Genomic DNA, 25,730 nt, shown 5'->3' on the forward strand with positions numbered 1-25,730 from the left:
GTTTCCCCGGACTTTAGGCACGGCCCGGCGCGGAGGGGAATGGGCGAGCGATCAGCTCCGGTAATCCCCGTTGATCTCGATGTAGCCCTTGGTCAGATCGCAGGTCCAGACGGTGGCGGCCGCCCGGCCGGAGCCGACATCAACGACGATGTCGATCTCGGACCGCTTCATATAGGCGCTCATCTTCGCCTCGTCGTAGGTCGGCGACACCGCCCCGTCCACGGCGGCCACATGGGGGCCGAAACGGATGGCCAGACGATCGCGGTCGACCGGCTCCTCGGTCTTGCCCACGGCCATCACCACCCGGCCCCAGTTGGCGTCCTCGCCGGCGATGGCGGTCTTGACCAGGGGGCTGTCCGCGATCGATTTGGCCAGCTTGCGGGCCGAGGCGGGACTGGCGGCCCCCTCGACGGTAACGCGCACGAACTTGGTCGCCCCTTCACCGTCCCGCACCAGCTGGTGCGCCAGATCCAGCATGACCTTGTCGAGCGCGGCGGAGAAATCCTTCAGCCGACGGTCGCCGACCCGGCCGATCCGGGGCGCGCCCGACGCCCCGGTGGCGAACAGCAGACAGGTGTCATTGGTCGAGGTGTCCCCGTCCACCGTCACCGAGTTGAAGGTGGTCCGCACATGCAGACCCAGCAGGGCCCGCAGCACTGCCGGGGCGATAGCGGCATCGGTGACGATGAAGCCCAGCATGGTCGCCATGTCCGGCGCGATCATGCCGGAGCCCTTGGCGATGCCGGCGATCCGCACCTTGAACCCGTCGATGGTGGTCTCGGCCCACGATCCCTTGGGAAAGGTGTCGGTGGTCATGATGCCTCGACCGGCGGCTGCCCACTGCTCGGTCGGCGGGGTGTCGCCGTCCAGCCGCGTTTCGACCTCGGCCAGCCGGGCGGCGATCTTGCGGTCGTCCAGCAGGACGCCGATCACCCCGGTGGAGGCCAGCATGACGTCGCGCTGGCGACAGCCGAACCGTTTGGCGACTTCAGACGCCGTCCGCCGGGCCGCATCGGCCCCCGCCTTGCCGGTGAAGGCGTTGGCGCAGCCGGCATTGACCACCAGCGCCCGCACATCCTCACCGCCGCCCGGCCCGTCCAGATGCCGCCGGCACCAGTCCACAGGGGCCGACCCGACCTTGTGGCGGGTGAAGACCCCGGCGCAGGTGGTGCCCCGGGCAAACCGGAACACCGTCAGGTCGTCGCGCTCATGCTTGTAGAAGCCCGCCCGCGCGGTCGTCATCTCGACCCCACCGATCGGGGGAATGACCGGGAAGGGCACGGCCAGGGGGGAAACCGTGAGCCCCGGCTTGCCCGGGACGGCCGGTACAGCCGCCGTCGGGGACGTGGTCTGGGTCGCGCGCTTGAGCGCGGCAGCCAGGGGGTCAAAGGCCTTTTCGAAGGCCTGTTCCAGGGTCTTGCCGGTCGAACCGGGCCGTTTCGCCTCGCCGCTCACGGCCGTGCTCCGGCGGCGGGTGCAGAGGCAGGGGCTGGCGTCGCCGCAGGAGCCGCAGAGGCCGGCTCCTGCGGCGCACCGTTTTCGGCGGTCAGAAGGACGTTTACCTCCGCCTTGCCGCGCAACTCCTCCAGCAGTTGCCGCACCCCTTCATAGGTCAGGTAGCGGACGATCTGGGGCCGGGCCTGATCCAGCGTCGGCGGGCTCTCGCGGCGCCGGTCCTCGACCCGCAGCACGGCCCAGCCCCCCTCGGTCTGGAACGGACCGACGGTCGAGCCGGCCGGGGCATTGCGCAGGGCGTTGGCATAGGCCTGGGGCATAACATCGGCCGTCGAATAGCCGAGGTCGCCGCCCGAAAACCGCGTCGCCTCGTCGACCGACCGCTCCTGGGCCACGGCCTCGAAACTGGCGCCCTGACCCAGGATTCCGATCACGGCGTCCGCCTCCGCCTTGGTCCGTGACAGGATCAGGCGCACGCGGATCTCCTCCGAGGTCCGGGCCAGACGCAGCTGCTCCTGATACAGGGTCTGCACGGCCTGGTCCGAAATCGCGCCATTGACGACGTTCTCGACCAGCATGTCGCCGAGAATCCGTTCGCGCGTGGCATCCAGCCGCCGCTGGGCCAGGGCCGAGTTGTCCAGTCCGCGCCGCTCGGCCTCGCGGGCCAGGAGTTTCTGGTCGATGACCTCGTCCAGCACCCGGCGGAACAGGTCCGAGGTGACGTCCAGGGGCTCGCCTTCGCCGATCAGCCCTTGCGCCACCGCCTCGCGCTTGACGTCGGAGGCCCACAGGGTCTGGTCCTGCACCCTGGCCACCGCCCGGTCGCCGGGTTCCGGCGGGCGATCGTCGCCGCCGCCGCGTCCGCAGGCCGCCACAGCCAGAACCGCCGCGAGGGCCAGGAAAATCAGGGGGTTGCGCGAATGTCGCATCAGACGCTCCGTCCCCGTCAAAGGGGTCCAAACGCCGGGCCGCAAAGCCCCTCGCGTTGACAGGGGTAAGGCCGGTGCTTAAGTCCCGCCTGCGCCCAAGTCGAGGGGTTTTCGATCGTGTGCGCGGCGGTTTCGCCGCCTCGCCCGGCAGCCCCTCTCGCGGCGTCCCATCGCCGCCCCTTACGGGCAATTCCAGAGCTCTAGACCGCTCGACCGCTTCCGGATCGCCCATGCTCGGCTTCGCCAAGAAACTTTTCGGCTCCTCCAACGACCGCAAGGTCAAGGATTTCATGAGCCGGGTCCAGAAGATCAACACCCTGGAGCCCCGCTTCGCCGCCCTGTCGGACGACGAGCTGCGGATGATGACCCAGACCTTCAAGGACCGGGTTTCGGGTGGCGAAACGCTCGACAAGGTCATGGACGAGGCCTTCGCCGTAGCCCGCGAGGCCTCCAAGCGGGTGCTGGGCCAACGTCAGTATGATGTTCAGCTGACCGGCGGCATGATCCTGCACGAAGGCGGGATTGCCGAAATGCGGACGGGCGAGGGCAAGACCCTCGTGGCCGTGGCCCCGGTGTATCTGAACGCCCTCACCGGCAAGGGCGTCCACGTCATCACCGTGAACGACTACCTCGCCCGGCGCGACGCCGAATGGATGGGCCGGGTCTACCGGTTCCTGGGCCTCGAGGTCGGTGTCATCGTCAACGGCCTGTCCTCGGGCCAGCGTCAGGCCTCCTATGCCGCCGACATCACCTACGGCACCAACAACGAATTCGGTTTCGACTATCTGCGGGACAACCTGGTCTATGACCGGCGCGAGATGGTGCAGCGTCCGCACCATTTCGCCATCGTCGACGAGGTCGATTCCATCCTGATCGACGAGGCCCGCACGCCCCTGATCATCTCGGGCCCGACCGAGGACCGGTCGGATCTCTACAAGATCTGCGACGGCCTGGTGAAGGAGCTGATCAAGGACGAGACCACCTTCGATCTGGATGAAAAACAGCGTCAGGCCCTGCTCACCGAGGAGGGGTCCGAGCGGATCGAGGCCCTGCTGGAATCGGGCGGCCATTTCGCGGAAGACAGCACCGGCCTCTATGACGCCGCGAACATCAGCCTGGTCCATCACATCAACCAGGCCCTGCGCGCCAACACCCTGTACCAGAAGGACAAGGACTACATCATCAAGGCCGGCGAGATCGTCCTGATCGATGAGTTCACCGGCCGCATGATGACCGGGCGCCGCCTGTCCGAGGGCCTCCACCAGGCCATCGAGGCCAAGGAGGACGTCAAGATCATGCCCGAGAACCAGACCCTGGCCTCGGTGACGATCCAGAACTATTTCCGCCTGTACGAGAAGCTGTCCGGCATGACCGGCACCGCCGCGACCGAGGCCCAGGAATTCCTCGACATCTACAAGATGGATGTTCTCGAGGTCCCGACCAACCGCCCCGTCCAGCGCATCGACTACGACGACGAGGTCTACCGGACCTATGCCGAGAAGAACCTGGCGATCGCCAAACAGATCGCGGACTGCCGCGAGCGCGGTCAGCCGATTCTGGTCGGCACCGTCTCGATCGAGAAGTCCGAGCAGCTGTCCGAACTGCTGCGCACCTATGAGCACAAGGTCGAGGTCTCGCGCACGCTGAAGAAGGCCTATGTCGGCAAGGACAAGGAAGCGGCCAAGATCGGCGACGCGGCGTACGACATCGTCTGGGAGACGAAGTTCAAGGGCATTCCCCACGCCGTCCTGAACGCCCGCCAGCACGAACAGGAGGCCTTCATCGTGGCCGACGCCGGCCTGCCGGGTGCGGTCACCATCGCCACCAACATGGCCGGCCGCGGCACCGACATCCAGCTGGGCGGCAACCTCGAGATGCGTCTCGAGAAATACCGGCTGGACCAGAGGAACCTCGCCATCGAGGTCACGCCCGAGATGCTGGCGGCCGAGGAGGCCCGGCTCAAGGCCGACATCGCCGTCCAGAAGAAGATCGCGCTGGACGCCGGCGGCCTGTTTGTGCTCGGCACCGAACGCCACGAAAGCCGCCGGATCGACAACCAGCTGCGCGGCCGGACCGGCCGTCAGGGCGATCCCGGCACCTCGAAATTCTACCTGTCCTGCGAGGATGACCTGCTGCGCATCTTCGCCGGCGATCGTTTGGACTCGATCATGCGCAGCTTCGGCGTCGCCGAGGGCGAGGCCATCTCCCACCCCTGGCTGAACCGCGCCGTGGAGACCGCCCAGAAGCGGGTCGAGACCCGCAACTACGACATCCGCAAGAACCTGCTGAAATACGACGACGTCGTGAACGACCAGCGCAAGGCCGTGTTCGAGCAGCGCCAGGAGTTCATGGACTCCGAGGACCTGTCCGAACTGGTGGGCGAATTCCGCCGGGACGTGGTCACCGACCTGGTCGACCGCTTCATGCCGCCCAAGGCCTATGCCGAACAGTGGGACATCGACGGCCTCGACGAGAAGGTGAAGTCCACCCTCGGCCTCGACCTGCCGCTGCACGAGTGGGCCGCCGAGGAAGGCGTGTCCAACGAGGAGGTCGAACAGCGCCTCCAGGACGCCGCCGACGCCCGCGCCGCTGAACGTCTGGAACAGCTGGGCGTGACCCAGACCCGGGGACTGGAGAAGCAGTTCCTGATGCAGATGATCGACATGCAGTGGCGCGAGCATCTGGTGCATCTGGATCACCTGCGCGGCGTCATCGGCCTGCGCGGCTATGGCCAGCGGGATCCGCTGAACGAGTACAAGACCGAGGCCTTCTCCCTTTTCGAGACCCTGCTGCACGAGCTGCGTCACAATGTGACCCGCTGGCTGATGACGGTGGAGTTCCGCTTCGAGGCCCCGCCGGCGATGGAGATGCCCGAGTTCCAGGAGATCCACCTGAACCCCGGCACCGGCGTCAACGAGATGGCCGACCCCCGGTCCCAGAACCCGGAAGGGCAGCTGACCGGCGACGCCCGCGCCCGCATGCCGGTCGAGCTCCTGCCCGCCGGCTGGGAACGCACCCCCCGCAACGCCGACTGCCCCTGCGGCTCGGGCCGCAAGTTCAAACACTGCCACGGGGCGCTGGTCTGAGGCCGGCACTTGCACGGGAGCGGCCGATCGTCGATCCTGGAGCAGGAGGCCATGATGGGTAAGCACGAGACGCTGCAGGTCGAGCTATCCGAACCCATGGCTCGGATCATCGACCGCGCCGTTGCGAAGGGTGACTATGCGTCATCCGAAGAGGTCGTACGCGCTGCCCTCGACGCCTGGTCGTTCAGCCGGCTGCCCCGCGCCCGTGACGAGGCCCATCTGCGAGAAATGCTGCAGGAAGGAATCGATAGCGGCCCGGGCCGTCCGGCGGATGAAGTCTTCGATGAGCTCGAGGCCCGTTACGCCGCGTTGATCCACGACGAATGAAGGCTCGCTTTTCACGGAGAAGCGAGATCGATCTTGCTGCGATTGGTGAGTTCATCGCCGGTGACAATCCGAGGAAGGCGCTCAGCTTCGTACGGGAACTGAGGAAAACAGCGGCCAAGGCTGCGACCGACCCTCGCCTCTATGCGGTGCACGGGGAGCTAACGGTTCCGGTCCGTCGGATCGTCCATGGCAACTATTGCATCTACTATTCGGTTCGTGATGACGAGGTCCGGATCGAGCGGATCATGCACGCCGCCATGAGCGGCCATCCCGTAGCCGACGAGTCCTGATGTCCTACAAATCCCTCTTCTCTCGTGCCCTCGCCCTCGACCCCGAGCGGCTGCATTTCGCGGCCCACAGCCATCACCTGTGGCCCGATGCTTCCTTCGACGGCCAGGTTCGGGCCTGGGTCGAGGCCAACCATTTCGCCGACCGCAAATGGGATCTGGTCTTCGGCGACGTCGTGCCCGAGGCCCAGCGGCATGTGGCGAAGGAACTGAACCTGCCGGACCCCGACACCTTGGTCTTCGCGCCCAATACCCACGACCTCCTGATCCGGATCTTCTCGGGCTGGGAGACGAAGCCGGTCCGCATCCTGACCACGGACGGCGAATTCCACGCCTTCCGCCGTCAGGCCGAGCGCTGGGAGGAGAGCGGCGAGGCGGTGGTCACCCGCGTCCCGCTGGAGCCGTTCGACAGCTTTGATCACCGGTTCACCGCGGCGGCCGAGGCCGGGGGGCACGATGTGATCGTGGTCAGCCAGGTCTTCTTCAAGACCGGTCAGGCGATCGGCTGCATCGACGCCCTGGCGGCCCTCGCACGGCCCGAGGGTCCTTGGGTCATCATCGACGGCTACCATGGCTTCATGGCCACCCCGACCGACCTGTCGGCCGTCGCGGACCGGATCTTCTATGTCTCGGGCGGCTACAAATACGCCATGACGGGCGAAGGGGCGGGCCTGCTGCACGCCCCTCCGGGCTATTGCGAGCGGCCTGTGGTGACCGGCTGGTTCGCCGAGTTCGGCAATCTGATGGGCCCGCCCGAGGGCGTTCAGTACCGGGGCGACGCCGGCCGCTTCTGGGGGGCCACGTTCGACGCCACACCGCTGTATCGCTTCAACGGTGTGCGCCGGATGCTCGACGAACAGGGGCTGACCACGGCCGACATTTCGGCCCATGCGGACCGCCTGTCGGCGCGGTTCGCCGCGGCCCTTGCGTCCGGGGCCTGCGGGTCGCTGGGCGAGGCGACGGTGCTGAACCCGGTCAGCGGGGACAATGCCGCCCGCGCGCGGTTCCTCGCGCTGAAGCACCGCGACGCCCAGGCCTGGCGGGCCCGGCTGCTGGAAGCCAACGTCGTGACCGATGTGCGCGACGATGTCATCCGGTTCGGCTTCGGCCTGTATCAGACCGAAGAGGATGTGGAGCGTCTGATCGGCGTATGTTGCCGCCTGTTCTGACCGCCGGGGTCAGAAGAAGGTCGTGTCGTCCTGCTGGCTGGGCTGCGGCGGGGACACGGGCCGTGCGGGCCCGGGCGTAGCCGGAGCCGGCTGACCCGGATCGGCCGGTGTCGCGCCTGGCTGGCCCGGGACCGGCTCACCCGTCGGCGGGATCGGTGGCAGGACCGGATAGGGCAGGCTTTCGGACGTCCCGTCCCCGGGCAGTGGCAGCGGGGCGGGCACGACCGGTCCGACCTCGGACCCACCCGCCGGCCCCACGGCGTCGGGCGCGTTGAAATCGTCCCGGATGAAGGCCCAGGACCGGGCATCGGCACAGGCGCATGCCTTCAGGAATCCCTCCCGATCGCGCCACAGCACCAGGGGATAGCCGATCGGCGCGCCCGCCTCTCGCATGAGGCCGGTCAGGCGGGTGACGAACTGGCGGCTGGCGTCGACCACGGCCGTCCGCGCCAGATTGCCGTCCGCCGCCGGGATGCCCGCCGCCGTCCAGTCCCGCGACGGGGTCGCGGTCCAGCGCTGATAAAGGCTCCAGTCCCGGCTCAGCCAGAGTTCGGCGACGGTGGCCCGCTCGGCCGGAGTCGACTGGACCTGACCCTCCCGGTCCGGCCGGGCAAAGACGATCGACCGCAGCTCCACGCCGCCGGCGCGCAGCTTGTCCGCCTCTTGCAGTTCATAGCGCTGGGTCGAGGCGGAGTCGCGATAGCCTATGACATACAGGGGTTCGCCCCCGCCCCCGCCGGACACCCATGAGGCCTCGTCCAGCAGACGCTGGATCTCCGCCTGGTTGCGGGTGATCGTGACCGGCTGGAAACGGGCGTAGAAATTCCAGTAGGCCCAGTAGCCCCCGCCCGCCAGGGCCAGGCCGACGACCACCGCCAGGGCGGACCAGATCAGAAAGCGACGCATGCGGGGAGACGCTCCAGCTTCAGCAGGCGTCAACGCTTATCACCGATTGGCGTCGCACCGAACAGGGGTTTGCCCCTTGAAGGGTGCCCCTTTCGTGACGCTCAGAAGGACTCCCATTCGTCGACCTTGAGCGCGGTGTTGCCGGCCACAGGCATCGGCCGGGCGGGCGGGCGCTGCGTCTCGACCCGCTCCGCCCGCTCCACGGCCGGGGTGGTGACCGGCTTGCCGGCCCCGTCGATGGTGAAACGCGCCACCAGGGTGTGCATGCGACTGGCCTCGCCCTTCAGGGAATGGGACGCTGCGGTGGTCTGTTCGACCATGGCGGCGTTCTGCTGAAGCATCTGGTCCATCTGACCGACGGCGGCGTTCACCTCACCCAGACTGCTGGCCTGCGACTGGGCTGAGGTACTGATCTCCGAGACCAGACCGTCGATGACAGCGACCTTTTCAACGATCCGGGACAGGCTGTTCCCGGTCTCGCCGACCAGCTGCACGCCCTGTTCGACCTGTTGGCTGGACGTTGTGATCAGCCCCTTGATCTCCTTGGCCGCTTCGGCCGAGCGCTGGGCGAGAGCCCGCACCTCGGAGGCGACGACCGCGAAGCCCCGGCCGGCGTCACCGGCCCGGGCGGCCTCGACCCCGGCGTTCAGGGCCAGAAGGTTGGTCTGGAAGGCGATCTCGTCGATCACGCCGATGATCTGGCTGATCTGGTCCGAGGAGCGTTCGATTTCGCCCATGGCGGTGATGGCGCGCTGGACCACTTCGCCCGATTGCGCCGCGTCGTCCCGGGCAGACGAGACAGCCTCTGCCGCCTTCTGTGAACCTGTGGCCGTCACGCGCACGGTGGCCGTGATTTCTTCCAGGGCGGCCGAGGTCTGCTCCAGCGAGGCCGCTTGCTGCTCCGAGCGGCGCGCAAGGTCGTCAGACGCTGCCGAGATCTCCTCCGAGCCGTTGAGCACGCCGCCGGCCGAGGTCCGCACGGAGCTCATGGTCTCGGCGAGAGCCGACACGGCGGCGTTGAAGTCTTCCCGGATCGACTCAAACCTCGGCTCGACGGCGATGTCGATGCGAACGGTCAGGTCGCCGGCGGCAATCCGCCGGAGGCCCGATTCCAGGGCCTCGAACACGACGGTCTGTTCGTTCTCGGCCTTGTGGCGCTCAGTCTCCGCGGCCTCGCGGCGGGCATCGAGGGCGTCCAGATAGACCGAGATCGCCAGATCCATGTCCAGCAGGCTGGCCTTGACCATGGCTCCAAGCTCGGCGGCGGTCGACTGGGCCGTGGCCCCGTTGCGGGACAGGGCATGCCGGGGCCAGCGTTGCTCCAGCACCTTGCTGACCATCTGGTCCAGAACCACGGCGTAGCCACCGATGTACCAGCGCGGCTCCAGACCGATGCGGGCGTGAACCTCGCCGATCTTCTTTACCGCCCCGGCGTAGCGCTCGTCATAATCACCGCTGGAGATCACGCCCCAGTGCGCCATCTGCTTGGTGTGAGCCGCGCCGATGCGGGCATCGTCAGCAAAGAAGGCGCGTGTGGCGGGTGTCGCCCTCACCCGATCATAGAAGGTGTCGAGGGCCGCCGGCATGGCCTCCATGATCATCGGCTTCATACCCTGGATGCGCGCGCGCGTCGCGGCATCCAGCTGCATGAAGTCCAGCCGTTCCTGAAGGCCCTGAATATCGGACATTGACTTTCCCCACCGGCACCCGGGCCTGTTCCCCTGGAAAAGGTGAGTGAGGAAGGATAACAATACCTTGTCAGCAGACTAGGTAGAATTACTTGGTGTCCACCGGGGTCAGCCCATTGTCGGGATGACGAAAGAACTGTCGGAATGCTCAAGGTCGCTGTCGGGCCACCGGGCGGTGACCGTCTTGGTCTTGGTCCAGAACCGGACACCCTCCATGCCGTGCTGGTTGGTGTCGCCGAAGGCCGAGCGCTTCCAGCCGCCGAAGGTGTGATAGGCGACGGGCACCGGGATCGGCACATTGATCCCGACCATGCCGACATTGACCCGGGCGGCGAAATCCCGCGCCGCGCGCCCGTTCTGGGTGAAGATGGCGACGCCGTTACCGTACTGGTGCTTCGACGGCAGGCTCAGCGCCTCCTCGAAGCTGGCGGCGCGGACGATCTGCAGCACGGGTCCGAAGATCTCCTCCCTGTAGCTCTCCATCTCGGGCGTGACGTGGTCGAACAGCGACGGGCCGATGAAATAGCCGCGCTCGTGGCCCTGCAGGCTGAAGCCCCGCCCGTCCACGACCAGTTCGGCCCCGTCCTTGACGCCCTGTTCGATCCAGCCCTCAACTCGCGCCTTGTGCTGGGCCGTGACGACCGGGCCGTAGTGGGCCCCGGCGTCGGTCGAGACGCCGACCCGCATGGTCGGGATCTCGGCCACCATCCGCTCGCGCAGTTCGTCCGCGGTCTTCTTTCCGACCGGCACCACGACCGGCAGGGCCATGCAGCGTTCGCCGGCCGAGCCGTAGGCGGCGCCCGACAGGTCCTTGATGACCTGGTCCATGTCGGCGTCGGGCAGGACGATGCCATGGTTCTTGGCCCCGCCCATGGCCTGGACCCGCTTATGGTTGGCCGCACCCGTCTGGTAGACATAGTGGGCGATGTCGGACGAGCCGACGAAGCTGACGGCATGGACCAGCGGATGCTCCAGGATGGCGTCCACCGCCGCCTTGTCGCCGTGCACGACGTTCAGCACGCCCGCGGGTGCGCCGGCCTCCATCATCAGCTCGGCTAGACGGACCGGCACGGAAGGGTCGCGCTCCGACGGCTTCAGGATGAAGGTGTTGCCCACCGCGATGGCCACACCGAACATCCACATCGGGATCATGGCGGGGAAGTTGAACGGGGTGATGCCCGCCACCACGCCCAGCGGCTGGCGCATCGAATAGACGTCGATGCCGGGACCCGCCCCCCAGGTGTATTCGCCCTTCAGCGCATGGGGGATGCCACAGGCGAACTCGATCACCTCCAGCCCGCGCTGGATGTCGCCCTTCGAATCCGCGACGACCTTGCCGTGCTCGGACGACAGCAGCTCGGCCAGTTCGGTCATATTGGCCTCGACCAGCCGCTTGAACTCGAACATCACCCGCGCACGGCGCTGGGGATTGGTCGAGGACCAGCCCTCGAACGCAGCCTGTGCCGACTGGACCGCGCGATCCATCTCGTCCACCGAGGCCAGCTGGACCCGGGCCTGGACGTCGCCCGTGTTGGGATCGAACACATCGGCGAAACGGCCGGACGCGCCGGTGAAGGCCGCGCCGTCGATGAAATGGTGAATGTCGCGCATGACCGAGCGTTTCCTGGACTGACTGTTCTTGATTGGCGGGCGGTTTAGCTCCGCCGCCCGGCCGACGCCAGCGTCACCGCGTCCCGCCGGCGACCCATTTCACATCGGCGGCGCCATTGGCATTGGCGCGCCGGGCCGCCACGAACAGGTGGTCCGACAGCCGGTTCAGATAGCGCAGCGCCTCGGGCGTCACGGTCGCGCCCGTCTCCACCAGCCGGATGGCGTCGCGCTCGGCCCGCCGGGCGACCGTGCGGGCCAGATGCAGGTGCGCCGACAGGGGCGACCCGCCCGGCAGGATGAAACTGTCCAGCGCCTTCAGGCTCTCGTTCATCCAGTCGATCTCGGCCTCCAGCCGCTCGACCTGTGAGGCGACCATGCGCAGGGCTTCCCACGCCGGGGCCGGCTCATGGGGCGTGGCGAGGTCGGCGCCCAGATCGAACAGCTCGTTCTGGATCCGCCCCAGCATGGCGTCGATCCGGTCGTTCTGGCCCGAATGCAGCCGGGCCATGCCGATGACGGCATTCAGCTCATCGACCGTGCCATAGGCCTCGACGCGGGGATCGGACTTGGACACCCGGGCCCCGGACGCCAGCCCGGTGTCGCCGCCGTCGCCGGTGCGGGTGTAGATCTTGTTCAGGACGACCATGGCCTTAGCCTCCGTGGGTGGATTTCCACCACAGCCCGGCCATCAGCAACACCACGGCCACCGCCTGGACCCCCACGCGCAGCCGCATCAGCCGGTTCGAATTGGACCGGGCATAGTCCCCGCCGCGAAACAGGGCGTAGAGGCCGAACCCCAGAACGATCGCCACCGCCGCCACGGCGACAAGAACCAGAATGTCGAAGACTGTCATCCGCCCAATCTAGGCCGGGCACGCGCCCTGCGCCAGCGACCGGCACGCCGCAGGCTGACCGGGGCGTTAACCCTGCTCTTCGGTCCGATCCTAACCTTTTCCGGGCAGGCTGGGACGACAGGGGGAGTGTTCCGTGACCGATCGTGCCGTCCGCAATCTGGGCAATCTGCGCAAGTCCGCCTCGACAGCCCGGGTGCTCAACCTGTTGCGGGTCTGGCGTGACCACGGCGACAGCGACGGCTGGCGGCAGGCGCCCCTGTTCCGGAACACCCTGCTGAACCGCGCCCTGCTGCTCAAACACCGGCTGCGCCGTGATGAGGTGGACCGCTTCCGCGTCCGCCGCACCGTGGCTACCAAGATCATCCTGCCCATCGACGACGGCGATCTGCGCGTCGGCGGTCGCTATGTGTTCGTGAACCAGATCGGCTTTGACCGGATCCTGGAGGAGAGTTTTGGCATGTCACCCGGGCATCCGGACCGCCGGATCCTCGCCCTCATCGACGACCTGCCGGGACTGGACCCCTTCCTGCTGCGCGAACAGCTGCGCCGCCATGGCCACACGCCCGATGCCTGTTATTTCAACGTCTCGGAGGCCGATCTGGCGGCCATGGCCGCCTTTGTCGCGGCCGAGATCGCCCCGCTGGTCGATCTCAGCCTGGGGCCGGACTGCGACCTGGAGGCGTCCAGCCCTGTCGCGCGGCTGACCACCAAGATCATGTCCAATTCGGCGGGCGAGGACATGAGCGCGCTCGGCGAGACCCTGCTGCTGGAACCCCACGAGTATGATGAGGGCGTCTTCTGCTGGAAGGGGTTCCTCTACTACAAATGGTCGCTGCAGGCGATCGCCGGCCAGATCGGCGGGGTCATGGACAGCCTGCGCCGGGTGCGTCCCTCCGGCCGGGTCGATGCCGAACAGATGGCCGCGATCAGTCGCGCCCGGGACAATGTCCGCCGCCGCATCCTGCTGACGTGCGAGGCGACGGCCGGCATGTTGCGGGTCTATGACAGTGCCTTCCAGGGCCTCGCGGCCGAGGGCCGGCCCATGGCGTTCCGCGACTTCCTCAAGGACGCGCCCGTCCTGTTCTCCAGACTGGGGGAGCGGCTTGGCGCGCTCCAGCATATCGTCAGCTTCTGGACCTATCGCATGGCTCCGGGCCGGCCCGCCCCGGACGCGGATGAGCTGATCGACATCCTGTCCGACTTCGACCTAAGCCTCGCGGGCCAGGAACGGCCGGCCCGAGCCGCGCTCGCCGCCTGACCCCGCAAACGACAAAGGCGGCGCGACCGGTCCGGTCGCGCCGCCTTCCTGCCTCCGGGGGTGACCCCGGCGGGTCCTAGTAGCGGTAGTGGTCCGGCTTGAACGGTCCGCTAGTCGGCACCGAGATATAGTCGGCCTGTTCCTTGGACAGCACGGTCAGTTTCGCGCCCAGCTTGCCGAGGTGCAGCATGGCGACCTTCTCATCCAGATGCTTGGGCAGGGTGTAGACCTGGTTCTCATAGGACCTGGCGTTGGTCCACAGTTCGATCTGGGCCAGCACCTGGTTGGTAAAGGAGGCCGACATCACGAACGAGGGGTGGCCCGTGGCATTGCCCAGGTTCACCAGACGGCCTTCCGACAGCAGGATGATCTTCTTGCCGTCCGGGAACTCGACGTGGTGGACCTGCGGCTTGATCTCGTCCCACTTGAAGTTCTTCAGGCCGGCGACCTGAATTTCCAAGTCGAAGTGGCCGATGTTGCAGACGATGGCGTTGTTCTTCATCGCCCGCATGTGATCGACGGTGATGACGTCCTTGTTGCCCGTGGCGGTGACGAAGATGTCCGCCTTGCCGGCCATGTCGTCCAGGGTCTGGACGTCATAGCCTTCCATGGCGGCCTGCAGGGCGCAGATGGGATCGATCTCGGTCACGATCACCCGGGCGCCGCCCTGGCGCAGCGAGGCGGCCGAGCCCTTGCCCACGTCGCCGTAGCCACAGACCACGGCGACCTTGCCCGACAGCATCACATCGGTGCCGCGACGGATCGCGTCGACCAGCAATTCACGGCAGCCGTACAGATTGTCGAACTTGGACTTGGTGACGCTGTCGTTGACGTTGATGGCGGGGAAGGGCAGGTCGCCCTTCTTGGCCATCTCGTACAGGCGGTGCACGCCCGTGGTGGTCTCTTCCGACACGCCGCCGATGGCGTCGCGGATCGCCGAATAGAAGCCGGGCTTCTCGGCGATGTAGCGCTTCATCACCTTGTAGAGGGCTTCCTCTTCCTCGTTCTGCGGGTTGGCCAGCAGGCTGAGGTCTTTTTCAGCCTTGGGGCCGAGCACGCACAGCAGGGTGGCGTCGCCGCCGTCGTCGAGGATCAGGTTGGGATAGCCGCCGTCCGACCATTCAAAGATCTTGTGGGCATAGTCCCAGTACTCTTCCAGGGTCTCGCCCTTGGTGGCGAACACCGGGGTGCCGGCGGCGGCGATGGCGGCCGCGGCGTGGTCCTGGGTCGAGAAGATGTTGCACGAGGCCCAGCGGACGTCGGCGCCCAGAGCTTCCAGCGTCTGGATCAGCACGGCGGTCTGGATCGTCATGTGCAGGGAGCCGGCGATGCGGGCCCCCTTCAGGATCTGGCGCTCGCCGAATTCCTCGCGCAGGGCCATCAGCCCCGGCATTTCGGTCTCGGCGATGGCGATTTCCTTGTTGCCGAACGGGGCAAGCGAAATGTCGCGAACGATATAGTCGGTCATGGGTGCGGCTCCTCGGCCGTGGCAGTTCAGGTTTGGGCGCGCCTATAGCCCGGGGCCCCCCTGTAGGCAAGAATCATATAAGGATGTCTTTATATGACGGGTTACCGATCAGGGCCTCGCGCACCGCCGCGATCTTGGCCTCGGTCTCGGCCCGTTCCTCCGCCGGATCACTGCCTGCGGTGATCCCTGCCCCCGCAAGGGTCCGGAAGGCCCAGCCCTCCCCCTCTCGCCAGAAGGACAGGGTGCGGATCAGGACCGAGGCCGTCAGCCGCCCGTCCGCGTCCATCAGCATCAGACTGCCGCACCACGGCCCGCGCGGCGGCTCATGGCCGGCGATCACCTTCATCGCCTGATGCTTCGGGGCCCCGGTGATCGATCCGGGCGGAAAGGTCGCGGCCAGCAGGTCCGCCGTCCCGATGCCCTCGCGCGCCTCGGCCGTCACCGTCGAGACCAGATGATGCACGGTGGCGAAGCTCTCCAGCGCGAACAGTTGCTCGACCGCGACCGACCCCGGCCGGCTGACCCGGGCCAGATCGTTGCGCATCAGATCGACGATCATCAGGTTCTCGGCCCGGTCCTTCTCGCTGGCCACCAGCTCCGCGGCGCGCCGGGCGTCGATCACCGGGTCCGGGTCACGCGCCCGGGTCCCCTTGATCGGCCGGGTCTCGATCCGCCGGCTCGCGGGATCGAAGGTCAGGAACAGCTCGGGCGAGTTGGACACCAGCGCCCGGTCGCCCAGCCGCCAGAAGGCCCCGTAGGGCGCCGCCCCCCGCGCCAGCCGTACGAACACCTCAAACGGATCGGCCCCGGGCCTCAGCGCCCCGGACCAGCCCCGGGCCAGATTGGCCTGGAACAGCTCGCCCGCCCCGATCCGGGCCACGACATCGGCCACCGCCGCCTCATACGCCTCACCGGATTCCTCCGGTGGAAAGGCGTCGGCCAGGGGCGGGGGGGCGGGGATCGCGCGCGCCCCGGCCGCCCAGCCCTCGGCGCGGTCCAGCCCGGCCTCTGCCGCCGCCGCATCCCCCGCCCGGCTGACGGCCGACAGGGTCCGGGTCCGGTGATCGAACACCAGCATGGCCGGATAGAGGGCCAGCATCAGGTCGGGCCAATCCCCGGCGGCGGCCTCACGCGCCCCGGTCGCCGCCCGCGCTCCGGCGTCATAGCTCAGCAGCCCGACCGCCAGCCGGTCCGCCCCGGCCCGCCTCAGGGGGCCGAACGGGTCCGCCGGATCGGCCGGCCCGACCTCGACCGTGACCGGATCGCAGGCGACATGGGAATACCGGCCGTGGGGGCCGCCGTCGGACAACAGGCACAGGGCCCCCTCCCGATGAGCCAGACCGGCCGCCACCGCCAGCGGCTCGACCCAGTCCAGGGGTCGGATGGCCAGCCTCCGGACCGCCCCGACGCCCGCACTCACGCCGACAGCCGGTCCGCGATCCGGTCGCGCAAGGGTCCATCGACCCCCAGCGCCTGCTCCAGATAGCCGTCGATCGAGCCATGGCGTTCGGTCATGGCCGCGATGGCGGCGTCCAGATAGGCCGGCTCCACCCCCATGAAGGCCACCACCGCATCGTGCGAGGCCACACGACCCGTCAGGGCCTTCAGCTGTTCGGCGATGCCGGGGGCCCGGCCGACCAGATCCACCGCCGTATTGGTCAGCAGATAGTCCTCCATCAGGTCGTCATGCCCGACCCCCATCAGATGATGCGTCAGGGCCGCCAGCATGCCGGTCCGGTCCTTGCCCGCCGCGCAATGGATCAGCACCGGCCGGTCGCTGTCGCCCAAGGCCCGGAAATAGCGTGCGAACAGGTCCAGATGGGCGGGGGCAAAGGGCAGATGGCGATAGGTGGCGGTCATGAACCGCCGCCCCGAGTCCGGGGTCAGGTCGGCGGTTTTCAGAAAGGTGATGTGCGGGGCCTCGCCGGCCTCATCCAGATCACTCTCGAAGACGGTGCCGGTGAAGTTGGCGGGCCGCTTCGAGGGCTGGCGGCGGCGCTCGACCGGCCGGCGCAGATCAACCACCACCCCGATGTCCAGCGCCCCCAACCGCTCCAGATCGGCCCCGGTGACCGAGGCCTGGTGGGCGGCCCGGAACAGCCGCCCGGCCTTCAGGGCTTGGCCCGCGGCTGTGCCATAGCCGCCGTAGTCGCGGAAGTTGTCGAGGGCGTCGAAGGCGTGGATGCGGGAGATCATGCCTCCCCTATAGGCCACCCGCCGCCGGGCTTGAACCATCGTCCGGCGGACGGATCGGCGCACAGCCCGGCTGGCCTCTTCAGCGGGGCGTGACCAGCCCGGCCATGGCCTCCAGATAGATCATGAAAGCGGACCGGCCCGCCTCGGTCATGGAGGCCTCGGTCAGGGGCTTGCGACCCACGAAGCTCTTGTCCACGGTGACGAACCCCGCCTCTTCCAGCTTGCGCAGATGCACCGACAGATTGCCGTCCGTGGTTTGCAGCTTCGCCTTCAACTCGTTGAAATTGGCCGTCCCGGCTCCGGACAGATAGGCCATGATTCCCAGCCGGATACGGCCGTGAATGACCTCGTCGATGCGGCCGATATCGAAACCGTCGGGCATCAGACGATCTCCGAGGGTTCCTGACGCATCAGGACCAGACCGGGGATCAGGGCCACGGCCACCAGAATGATGTTGAAGACGAGCAGAATCAACGAACTGTCGAGGAACCAAGCCACCCCGACGGCACTGGCATAGGACAGCAGGGCCGTCAGATTCATCCAGCGTGCGCCGGTCATGGCTGCGCCGACCAGCCAGGCCGAGCCGTAGGCGACCAGGACCACTGTGGGCATGACGGCCATCCAGCGCCAGTCCCCTGTCTTGACCGCAAGGGCGACCAGGCCCAGCCAGGTAACGAAGATGCCATAGCCAACCCCGGTCCAGGCCGTGCCCACCGCGCGATTCCCGGAGGACTGATAGCCCGGCTGGCTTTTCTGCCGCCGGATCAGGACCGTGAGCGTGACGACGAAGGCGACGACGGCCGCGATCGAGACCCAAAGCTGGGCCCATGGACTCACGTTAAGAACTCCGGACTGGATGGCCCACAGTCCCGTATTCGCCGTGCCGAAAATCAGGGCGGCGGCGACGAGGAACCGGCCTGCGAGCAGGGGCGCGTGCCGCCCCTCGTGGGCGAGGGCGCGCATATAGGCGATGTCGTCCTGAATGGCCTGTTGGTCGCGGGTCATGGGTCTCCTCCTGCCGTGTTTAGCATAACACCCTGCCTCAGTTGCTTTGAAATGTAAAGTGCTTGTCGGTGCCGGGCTGGCAGCCGGTGCGGAGCGCGCTAGAAGGCTCCATGGCCCCGACTTATCACAGCATCGCCTACGCCGGTTTCGACGTGGCCAATCCGGTCTCGCTGGAGGCCATTCTGGAGCTTGCGGCCCGGACCGGCCTGCCGGCGGGTGCCCGGGTGCTGGACATCGGGGCCGGGGCCGGCGGCGTCTCCGTCGCGCTCGCCCGCACCTTCGATTTCGATGTCCGGGCGATCGAACGCTACCCGGACATGGCCGACATGATCCGCGACCGGGCGGACGCGGCCGGGGTCGCCGACCGGGTCACGGTGGTGGCCGAGGGCTCGGCCACGGCGCTTGCGCGTCTGGCCCCGGCGGATCTGCTCGTGGCGCTCGGCTCGACCGAGCCGGCGGGCCCCGGCCTGCGCGACGCCCCCGCCATCTTCGCCCGGCTGGCCGACCATCTGGCCTCGCCCGGCTGGCTGCTGTGGGGCGATCTGACGTGGAAGGGCGATCCGCCGGCCCCCCTGCGTCAGGTCATCGGCGTGACCGGCGACTACGCCACCCACGAGGGCTGGCAGGCGGCGGCGACGGCTGCGGGTCTGGAGGTCGTGTCGGCCGCCCTCGCGCCCGATGCCGACTGGGACGCCTTTTTCGGCGGGGCCGACGCCCGGGTCCGGGCCTGGCTCGACGCCCACCCCGACGATCCGGCCGCACCGGCTGTGCGCGCTCGCGCCGACCTGACCCGGACCACCTTCGACTTCGGCCGCCCGTGGCTGGCCTTTGGCCTGTATCTGTTCCGCAAAGCCCGAACAGCCATCAACGCAGGGGCTGAAAAACCCCGCTGAATCAGCGCTGATCTCGAATCAAGAGGCCGCGTCCGTGCCTCGGCGTGCACGCCTCTATGATGGTCGGCCACGCCATGGCGACCATGGGGGATGAGAAATGTCACGGTCTGTCACGGTAAAATCGCGTCACCGTGACATCTCCCCGACCCGGCTCCGTTGCCGATGGCTACCGGAACGGCGGCTCGTCAAAGGCGCGCAGCTTGCGGGAATGCAGGCTGGTGCCCTCGTTGCGCAACAAGTCGACGGCCTGGATGCCGATCTGCAGATGCTCCGAGATCGACCCCTCATAGAAGCGGTTGGCCTGTCCCGGCAGCTTGATCTCGCCATGCAGGGGCTTGTCCGAGACGCACAGCAGGGTCCCGTAGGGGACCCGGAACCGGTAGCCCTGGGCGGCGATGGTGGCGCTTTCCATGTCGATGGCCACGGCCCGGCTCTGGTTGAAGCGCAGCGCCGACTTGGAATAGCGCAGCTCCCAGTTCCGGTCGTCGGTGGTCACCACCGTGCCGGTGCGCAGGCGACGCTTGATCGCCTCGCCCGGCATGCCGCTGACGATCTTGGCGGCGTCATAGAGAGCGCGCTGCACCTCGGCGATCGAGGGGATGGGGATGTCCGGTGGCAGGACGGCGTCCAGCACATGGTCGTCCCTCAGATAGGCGTGGGCCAGGACATAGTCGCCGATGGTCTGGGAGGGCCTCAGGCCCCCGCAGTGGCCGATCATCATCCACGCATGCGGACGGGTGACGGCCAGGTGGTCGCAGATGGTCTTGGCGTTGGACGGACCGACGCCGATGTTGACGAGGCTGATCCCCTCCGACCCCGGCGCCGTCAGGTGATAGGCGGGCATCTGATGCCTGCGCCAGGCGGTGTCGAGAATGGCCAGTTCGGGGTCGGGGTTGTCGCGCGTGATGACGACCCCCCCGGCGCAGGACAGGGTCTCATAGGCCGAGTTGGGGTCCGCCAGCTGGACACAGGCCCAGCGCACGAACTCGTCGACATAGCGGTGGTAGTTGGTGAACAGGATGTAGGACTGCACGTCCTCGACCGGGGTGCCGGTGTAGTGTCTCAGCCGGGCGAGGGAGAAGTCGGTCCGCAGGCCGTCGAACTGGGACAGCGGGAAGTCCTCGGCCGGATCGAACAGGCCGTCGGAGATCTCGTCGCCGATATGGGCCAGGTCCGGGCTCGGGAAATAGCGGGCGATGGCCGCCGTCATGCTGCGGTCCAGGGCCACATCGGACCCGTCCAGCACATAGGGGAAGGGGATCTCCTGGTCGGACGGCATGACCTCGAAGGTCGCCCCATAGTCCTGTTCCAGCAGTCGCAGCTGTTCCGCCAGATAGGGCCGGAACAGGTCCGGCCGGGTCACGGTGGTGGAATAGACGCCGGGCCGCGACAGCCGCGCATAGGCCCGGGGCTCCAGATCGTCCGGCCGGTCGCCGAACCAGCTGACCCTCAGCCGGGGATAGGCGAACAGGCCTTTGGCCCGCGCGTCCGGGTCGGCGCGTTCGCCGGTTTGGGTGAAGGTCCGGACGGCCTGACGTAGGCTTTCGACGGATCGGGTGTAGAGGGTTTCGAGGCTGTCCAGCGCCTCGGGCGCGCCCAGCGGCCCTGTTCTGTGTTCTGTCATGACCTCCTCTAGCGGAGGAAAATGGCCTTGGCGAGACGGTGAAGGTTGGGTCTCAGGCCAGACCCAGCGCCCGCGCGAAGAAGCCGGTGACATCGGCGAGAACCGTGGCCTTGCGCCGGAACAGGGGCGAGAAGGTCGCGATCAGGTCCTCGTGGCGCAGGCCACCATACAACCGCGCCTCGCAGTCGCCGCCCAGGGCCTTCATGCGGGCCTCCAGCAGGACCGTGTCCTCGGCATGGACCACGACATCGGCCGTCCCGTGCCCCAGCCACAGCGGCGGGGCGTCGGCCCGGGCGAAGGACAGGGGCTGGGTCTGAAGCGGGTCCGGGGCCTGGCCGAAGGCATTGACCGAGGCCGCCACATCGAAGGGCAGGAACTCATAGGGCCCGGCCAGACCTGCGGCCGCCTTGATCGCGTCCGGCGCGCCCACGGCCGCCATATAGCGCCGGTCGAGGGTGATCATCATCGCCAGATGCGCGCCCGCCGAATGGCCCAGCACCCCCAGCCGGGCCGCGTCGCCGCCGTACTCACCCGCCACCTCGGCAACCCGGGCGGTCGCCGCCGCTGCGTCCTCGAGGAAGGTGGGAAAGACCACCTCGGGCACCAGCCGGTAGTCCGGGACCGCGACCACGAACCCCCGCGCCGCCAGCGCCTGCGCGGCCCAGCCGTAAACGTCCTTCGACCCCGAATCCCAGCCGCCGCCATAGAAGAAGACCAGCACCGGCAGGCGCCGGTCCCGGCCCGCCTTAGCGGGAGCATACAGGTCGAACCTCTGCCGCGGATGGTCCCCGTAGGGCAGGTCCCGTGCCACGCGCCGGACCCCGGGGTCGCGCGGGCCCACGGCGTTCAGGAGGGCCAGAGGACTGCAGGCGGCGGTCATGGACGCCATCAGGGCGCCGAGGGCGGGGGCGATCAGGCCGCGTCGGGTCATCGGATCTCGTCGGGTCATGGGACGGTCAGGCCGTCAGATACGCATGGATGCGTCCCATGGCTCCATGCGCCCGCCGCGACGCCTTACCGCGCCCCGGCGATCAGCGCGCCGCAGTCCGCATCCTCGGCCAGTCCCGGATCGACGAAGGCGAACAGGGCCGCCACCGGGGCCACCACCGCCGCCAGCGCCCCGACGACTCCGCCCTGGGTGATCGCCGATGCTGCATCAATGCCGACGCTGGGCTCGGTCAGCGATCCCCGCACCGTGATCGGCGTCCAGAGCCGCAGCAGCCGCGGCCGCTTGCTGTCCCCGTCGATCCTCAGGTCCAAAGTCTCGTTGCCCAGATTGATCGAGCCCGACCCCCTGGCCAGGACCACATCGGTATCCACCACCAGCGTCCGGGCCCGCGCGACCCCGCCCGAAACATCGAAATCGGCCACGCCGCAGCGGATGGTGCTGCGCGACTGGTCGCCCCGCAGCAGCCGCGTCAGCCCGGCGCTGGCGTTGATCCCCAGCAGTTCGGCGAAGGCCCTGCGCAGCTCCCCGCGCGGCACCACCAGGCTGAGCGATCCCTTGGACGCCCCCGCAAAGGTGTGGATCGAGGCCCCCGGCCCCTCCAGCTGCGCCCGCCCCAGGGCGCGCCCGGTGATCGGGGCGACCCCGCCGCGCAGCGGAATGATCGATTCCAGCGGATAGCCCGCCAGCCGGAAATCGATGGCGCTGTAGGGGGTGTCCCGCGTCGCATTGATCCGCGCGGTCCCGTTCAGCTCGCCCCGGCTGAAGGCGAACGACACCGGATCCAGATCCAGCAGACCGTCCTCCAGCTTCGCCCCCAGCCGGACCGTCCGGATTTCCAGATCGTTCGCCTTCACGCTGGTCGCGCGATAGGTCAGGGACCCGTCCATGGTGCGCAGCCGCTCGACCTGAAGGGTGGCGTCGGGCAGCAGCCGGCCCGGTCCCGCGCCCGAGGCCACCGTTGTCGTCTCGGTGCCGGCCTCATTGGTCCGGGTCTCCGCCCCCAGGATGGCCATCAGGTCGTCGAGATCCAGCCGTCGCGACGCCAGGTTCGCGTCCACCCTCAGCCGCTCCCCGCCCTCGATGCGGACCTCGCCCGACAGGTCGGATGCTCCGACCCGGCCGGCGACATCGTCCAGCGTCCACACCCGGTCGTCCCGCGTCAGGGCCCCGGACAGCCGGTAGGGCGGGGTGCTGGGCAGGGTGACGCCGGTCAGCAGATACAGGTCATTCAGGTCCTGCCCCTCCAGCCGCAGGGTGGAGGTGAAGCGTCCGAGATCGAACGGCCGGGTGATCGCCCCGTCCGCCACCAGCCGCGAACGCGCCCCCTCCAGCCGCGCCTCGAACCGGTAGGGGCGGTCGCGCCGGATGTTGATGAGCGGTCCGCCACTGATCCGCAGCGTCAGCGGCGACCCGTTGATCTCGCCCTGACCGGCCAGCAGGAAGCCCGCCCCGCCATTCTCGGCGTCGGCGGATTCCCGCGCCGTGACGGCAGCATCCAGGGTCAGGTCGCGCTGGCGCGCCTCCAGCACCAGATGGCCACCCTCGATGATCAACCGGTTGATCAGCGGCAGCTTCAGTCCTTCGCCGTCGTCGGGCTTGTCCGGATCGAGATCCCAGCTCTGCCGCCCGTCCCCGGTCGAGATCAGCACGACATCCGGTCGAGTGATGGCCAGCAGCGGCAGTTCGATGCGGCCTGCCAGCAGGGTCCGCAGCCGGAACCGTGCCTCGATCCGCCCGACCCGGGCCGTGTCCCGCTCCCGCGCCCAGTCCGGGCCACCGAACTTCAGATCATTCACGATGATGGTGGGCGTCCAGCTGAACGGTCGGACATCGAGGTCGCCCTGGATCGCGATGTCCCTGTCATATTCGTTTGAGGCCCAGCGACCGATCGGTCCCCTCAGCCAGTTCCAGTCGAACATCAGGAGAAACAGCACGATCGCGACAATCAGCAGAAGCGTCACCAACGCGGCGATCTGTTCGGCCCGGCCCGGCCGGCGGAAGCCGCGATAGACCGGATCGTTGGCCGCGATGCGATCGTGCCAGCCCCGGGCCCGTGCGCCAACTCCGGCGAGCGCTGCGGTCCCACGACCGCGCCAGTCAGGCGAAAGATTGAACAATTCCCGGATCCTGCGCTTCACCGGCGCTCAACGCGCGGGACGGCCTTCCGGGCCCACAGCCCCGCATTTCACACGCAGCAGCATTTCGCTAATCATCCGTCTCCGTCGCAGTTGTCGTATTTTCTTTACAAGCGGAGATTCGGGCGCATTATCCTCCGGACCCTGACATCTTTCAGGACATCGGGAGGAGCCCGTCATGAACCGTTTCAATCTCTTTCTCGCCGCTGCGACCCTGACGTCGGCGATCGCCGCGCCTGCCCTGGCGCAACAGACCCGTCTTCCGGCCGAGGCCCCGGCCACCGCCCAGCGCGTCGTCATGCTGTGCAGCAACGACGACGCCACACGCAGCGCCTTCCGGCGCGAACACGGCACCCCGCCCCGGTTCATCACGGCGGACGAGGCCCTGCAGGCTCGGGCGACCGGCCAGACCTGGTCCGCGCCGCGCTGCATGACCGACCGCGAACACGCCCGTCTGGTTCAGACCCTGAGCGCCTACGCCGCCGTTCGCTGATCTACCCCTGGGCGCTGCGGATCGCCGCAGCGCCCGCGAAGGGCGCGACCACAACGGCGAAGAGCGAATAGGCGGCCAGAAGCGCCAGCGCGGACAGGGGGCTCAGGCCTTCCGAGGCCCGGTAAAGGGCCCCCGAGCCGAACACGACCGGCGGGATGAACAGGGGCAGGACCACCACGGCGATCAGCAGGCCGCCGCGCTTCGCGCCGAGCGCCAGCGCCGCTCCGAGCGCCCCGGTAAAGGCAAAGCCCAGACCCCCGATGAGGGCGGACAGGGCGGTCAGGGGAGCCAGGTCCGCAGGCTGGCCCAGGGCCAGGGCGGCGACGGGCGCGGTCAGGGCCAGGGGCAGGCCGGTGGCCAGCCACTGACTGGCCGCCTTGATCGCGAACACCGCTTCCAGCGGCAGCGGGCCGGTGGCCAGCAGGTCCAGCGCCCCGTCCTCCAGATCGCGCTCAAACAGCCGCTCCAGCGACAGCAGGCTGGCCAGCGCCAGGGCCAGCCAGGCGATGCCCGCCGCGACGGGTTTCAACACGGCCGGATCGCCGCCCGCCGCCAGTGGCACGATGGTGGTCAGGCAGGCGAAGAAGCCACAGGCCAGCAGGGGCCCGCCGCCGCCACCCCAGGTCAGGGCCAGTTCACGACGGAACAGGATGCCCGCAGCACTCATCGGCCCGCCCCCAGATCCAGTCCACGCGTCGGGACCGGCAGGGGGTCGTGCACCGCCGCCAGAATCAGGCCGCCGCCCTCCAGATGCCGCGCCATGATCTCGCCGACGGCCTGACGCCAGCGCGTGTCGAGCGGGCTCAGGGGCTCATCCAGAAGCCACAGGGCGCGGGGCGACCCGATCAACCGGGCCAGGGCCAGCCGGCGGCGCTGGCCGGCGGACAGTTTGCGCACCTCCAGATCCAGCAGGGATTTCAGGCCCAGAACCTCAATCGCCTCATCGATGCCGGCATGGGTTTCTCCCAGCCAGCGCGACTGGAACGCCAGTTCATCGCGGGCGAGGCGACCGCCCTTCAATCCGTCCAGATGACCTAGAAGATGAACCTGTCGCCCGCGCGCCTCCTCGGTCTCGATCTCATTCCCGTCCGCGTCACGAAAGGCGATGGTGCCGGCGTCCGGGCGCAGGAAGCCGGCAATGGCCCGCAGCAGGGACGTCTTGCCCGCGCCATTGGCCCCGGTCAGGGCCACGGCCTCGCCGGCGGTCAGGGTGACATCCAGCCCGCGGAACAGGGTCCGTACGCCGCGGCTGAGGGCCAGTCCCTCGACGGAAACGGCGGCGATCATCGCGCCGCCCTCCGGTTGCGACCGGTTCTCAATGTCCACACAGACATCGGGGGTACATGGACGAGGCCTGCGACCGCGTTTATAGCCAGCGTCGCCGCAGCAGGCTGTCG

General features: G+C 68.3%; 24 protein-coding genes. 7 read left to right on the forward strand and 17 right to left on the reverse strand.

The window, feature by feature from the left end; all coding sequences use genetic code 11:
* Window positions 1–51 precede the first annotated feature (51 nt).
* A complete protein-coding gene (argJ, locus tag SJY26_RS05120) occupies window positions 52–1,455 on the reverse strand; it encodes a bifunctional glutamate N-acetyltransferase/amino-acid acetyltransferase ArgJ (RefSeq protein WP_396595070.1) in 1,404 nt (467 codons plus the stop codon).
* Window positions 1,452–2,384 carry a peptidyl-prolyl cis-trans isomerase gene (locus SJY26_RS05125; RefSeq protein WP_396595071.1) on the reverse strand — a complete coding sequence of 311 codons (933 nt, stop codon included), beginning with the start codon at window positions 2,382–2,384 and terminating at the stop codon, window positions 1,452–1,454. Before SJY26_RS05125 ends, argJ begins: the two co-directional genes overlap by 4 nt.
* 230 nt (window positions 2,385–2,614) lie before the next feature.
* Here SJY26_RS05125 and secA point away from each other — a divergent pair, with 230 nt between their 5' ends.
* The 4 genes from secA to SJY26_RS05145 are packed head-to-tail and all read left to right on the forward strand — an operon-like array spanning window position 2,615 to window position 7,253.
* Complete coding sequence (gene secA, locus SJY26_RS05130) at window positions 2,615–5,470, forward strand: preprotein translocase subunit SecA (RefSeq protein ID WP_396595072.1); 2,856 nt, start codon at window positions 2,615–2,617, stop codon at window positions 5,468–5,470.
* A 54-nt stretch (window positions 5,471–5,524) separates the two neighbouring features.
* Window positions 5,525–5,797 carry a type II toxin-antitoxin system ParD family antitoxin gene (locus SJY26_RS05135; RefSeq protein WP_396595073.1) on the forward strand — a complete coding sequence of 91 codons (273 nt, stop codon included), beginning with the start codon at window positions 5,525–5,527 and terminating at the stop codon, window positions 5,795–5,797.
* Complete coding sequence (locus SJY26_RS05140) at window positions 5,794–6,087, forward strand: type II toxin-antitoxin system RelE/ParE family toxin (RefSeq protein WP_396595074.1); 294 nt, start codon at window positions 5,794–5,796, stop codon at window positions 6,085–6,087. Before SJY26_RS05135 ends, SJY26_RS05140 begins: the two co-directional genes overlap by 4 nt.
* Window positions 6,087–7,253 carry an aminotransferase class V-fold PLP-dependent enzyme gene (locus SJY26_RS05145; RefSeq protein WP_396595075.1) on the forward strand — a complete coding sequence of 389 codons (1,167 nt, stop codon included), beginning with the start codon at window positions 6,087–6,089 and terminating at the stop codon, window positions 7,251–7,253. Before SJY26_RS05140 ends, SJY26_RS05145 begins: the two co-directional genes overlap by 1 nt.
* 9 nt (window positions 7,254–7,262) lie before the next feature.
* On the opposite strand, the gene SJY26_RS05150 is transcribed toward SJY26_RS05145, so the two are convergent.
* The 5 genes from SJY26_RS05150 to SJY26_RS05170 form a co-directional block, all read right to left on the reverse strand.
* Complete coding sequence (locus SJY26_RS05150) at window positions 7,263–8,159, reverse strand: hypothetical protein (RefSeq protein ID WP_396595076.1); 897 nt, start codon at window positions 8,157–8,159, stop codon at window positions 7,263–7,265.
* 101 nt (window positions 8,160–8,260) lie between these two features.
* Entirely contained in the window at window positions 8,261–9,847 is a 1,587-nt protein-coding gene (locus SJY26_RS05155; protein WP_396595077.1) for a methyl-accepting chemotaxis protein, read from the reverse strand.
* A gap of 108 nt (window positions 9,848–9,955) precedes the next feature.
* Window positions 9,956–11,458 (reverse strand): CoA-acylating methylmalonate-semialdehyde dehydrogenase, encoded by a 1,503-nt coding sequence (locus tag SJY26_RS05160; RefSeq protein WP_396595078.1) that lies wholly within the window; start codon window positions 11,456–11,458, stop codon window positions 9,956–9,958.
* 73 nt (window positions 11,459–11,531) lie between these two features.
* Window positions 11,532–12,104, reverse strand: coding sequence for a cob(I)yrinic acid a,c-diamide adenosyltransferase (locus SJY26_RS05165; protein WP_396595079.1), 573 nt, complete (start codon window positions 12,102–12,104; stop codon window positions 11,532–11,534).
* A 4-nt stretch (window positions 12,105–12,108) separates the two neighbouring features.
* Window positions 12,109–12,312, reverse strand: a complete 204-nt coding sequence (locus SJY26_RS05170) for a twin transmembrane helix small protein (RefSeq protein ID WP_396595080.1) — start codon at window positions 12,310–12,312, stop codon at window positions 12,109–12,111.
* 133 nt (window positions 12,313–12,445) lie between these two features.
* Here SJY26_RS05170 and SJY26_RS05175 point away from each other — a divergent pair, with 133 nt between their 5' ends.
* Window positions 12,446–13,570, forward strand: coding sequence for a hypothetical protein (locus SJY26_RS05175; protein WP_396595081.1), 1,125 nt, complete (start codon window positions 12,446–12,448; stop codon window positions 13,568–13,570).
* 76 nt (window positions 13,571–13,646) lie between these two features.
* Here the strand turns inward: SJY26_RS05175 and ahcY are convergent, their stop codons facing one another.
* From ahcY to SJY26_RS05200, 5 genes are all read right to left on the reverse strand, one after another.
* The gene (gene ahcY, locus SJY26_RS05180) at window positions 13,647–15,038 is read right to left on the reverse strand and encodes an adenosylhomocysteinase (RefSeq protein WP_396595082.1); all 1,392 of its coding nucleotides are present in this window, start codon (window positions 15,036–15,038) and stop codon (window positions 13,647–13,649) included.
* Window positions 15,039–15,111: 73 nt separating this feature from the next.
* Window positions 15,112–16,458 carry an anthranilate synthase component I family protein gene (locus SJY26_RS05185; protein ID WP_396595083.1) on the reverse strand — a complete coding sequence of 449 codons (1,347 nt, stop codon included), beginning with the start codon at window positions 16,456–16,458 and terminating at the stop codon, window positions 15,112–15,114.
* A complete protein-coding gene (locus SJY26_RS05190) occupies window positions 16,455–17,234 on the reverse strand; it encodes a tyrosine-protein phosphatase (RefSeq protein ID WP_396595084.1) in 780 nt (259 codons plus the stop codon). The genes SJY26_RS05185 and SJY26_RS05190 overlap by 4 nt, the downstream gene beginning before the upstream one ends.
* Window positions 17,235–17,313: 79 nt before the next feature.
* Window positions 17,314–17,616, reverse strand: a complete 303-nt coding sequence (locus SJY26_RS05195) for a winged helix-turn-helix domain-containing protein (RefSeq protein WP_396595085.1) — start codon at window positions 17,614–17,616, stop codon at window positions 17,314–17,316.
* Window positions 17,616–18,239, reverse strand: coding sequence for a hypothetical protein (locus SJY26_RS05200; RefSeq protein WP_396595086.1), 624 nt, complete (start codon window positions 18,237–18,239; stop codon window positions 17,616–17,618). Before SJY26_RS05200 ends, SJY26_RS05195 begins: the two co-directional genes overlap by 1 nt.
* 110 nt (window positions 18,240–18,349) lie before the next feature.
* Here SJY26_RS05200 and SJY26_RS05205 point away from each other — a divergent pair, with 110 nt between their 5' ends.
* Entirely contained in the window at window positions 18,350–19,132 is a 783-nt protein-coding gene (locus SJY26_RS05205) for an SAM-dependent methyltransferase (protein ID WP_396595087.1), read from the forward strand.
* A gap of 166 nt (window positions 19,133–19,298) precedes the next feature.
* Here the strand turns inward: SJY26_RS05205 and SJY26_RS05210 are convergent, their stop codons facing one another.
* The 3 genes from SJY26_RS05210 to SJY26_RS05220 form a co-directional block, all read right to left on the reverse strand.
* Complete coding sequence (locus SJY26_RS05210) at window positions 19,299–20,756, reverse strand: AMP nucleosidase (RefSeq protein ID WP_396595088.1); 1,458 nt, start codon at window positions 20,754–20,756, stop codon at window positions 19,299–19,301.
* Between the two features lie 52 nt (window positions 20,757–20,808).
* Window positions 20,809–21,687 (reverse strand): alpha/beta hydrolase, encoded by an 879-nt coding sequence (locus SJY26_RS05215; protein WP_396595089.1) that lies wholly within the window; start codon window positions 21,685–21,687, stop codon window positions 20,809–20,811.
* 83 nt (window positions 21,688–21,770) lie between these two features.
* Window positions 21,771–23,822: an AsmA family protein gene (locus SJY26_RS05220; protein ID WP_396595090.1), complete on the reverse strand. Its 2,052-nt coding sequence runs from the start codon at window positions 23,820–23,822 to the stop codon at window positions 21,771–21,773.
* A gap of 196 nt (window positions 23,823–24,018) precedes the next feature.
* Here SJY26_RS05220 and SJY26_RS05225 point away from each other — a divergent pair, with 196 nt between their 5' ends.
* Window positions 24,019–24,333, forward strand: a complete 315-nt coding sequence (locus SJY26_RS05225) for a hypothetical protein (protein ID WP_396595091.1) — start codon at window positions 24,019–24,021, stop codon at window positions 24,331–24,333.
* Between the two features lies 1 nt (window position 24,334).
* Here the strand turns inward: SJY26_RS05225 and ccmB are convergent, their stop codons facing one another.
* Window positions 24,335–25,000 (reverse strand): heme exporter protein CcmB, encoded by a 666-nt coding sequence (gene ccmB / locus SJY26_RS05230; protein WP_396595092.1) that lies wholly within the window; start codon window positions 24,998–25,000, stop codon window positions 24,335–24,337.
* Entirely contained in the window at window positions 24,997–25,620 is a 624-nt protein-coding gene (gene ccmA, locus SJY26_RS05235) for a heme ABC exporter ATP-binding protein CcmA (protein ID WP_396595093.1), read from the reverse strand. Before ccmA ends, ccmB begins: the two co-directional genes overlap by 4 nt.
* Window positions 25,621–25,730 lie beyond the last annotated feature (110 nt).

Origin of the sequence: Brevundimonas sp. R86498 (genome assembly GCF_044598075.1) — a bacterium.
Lineage (GTDB): Bacteria > Pseudomonadota > Alphaproteobacteria > Caulobacterales > Caulobacteraceae > Brevundimonas.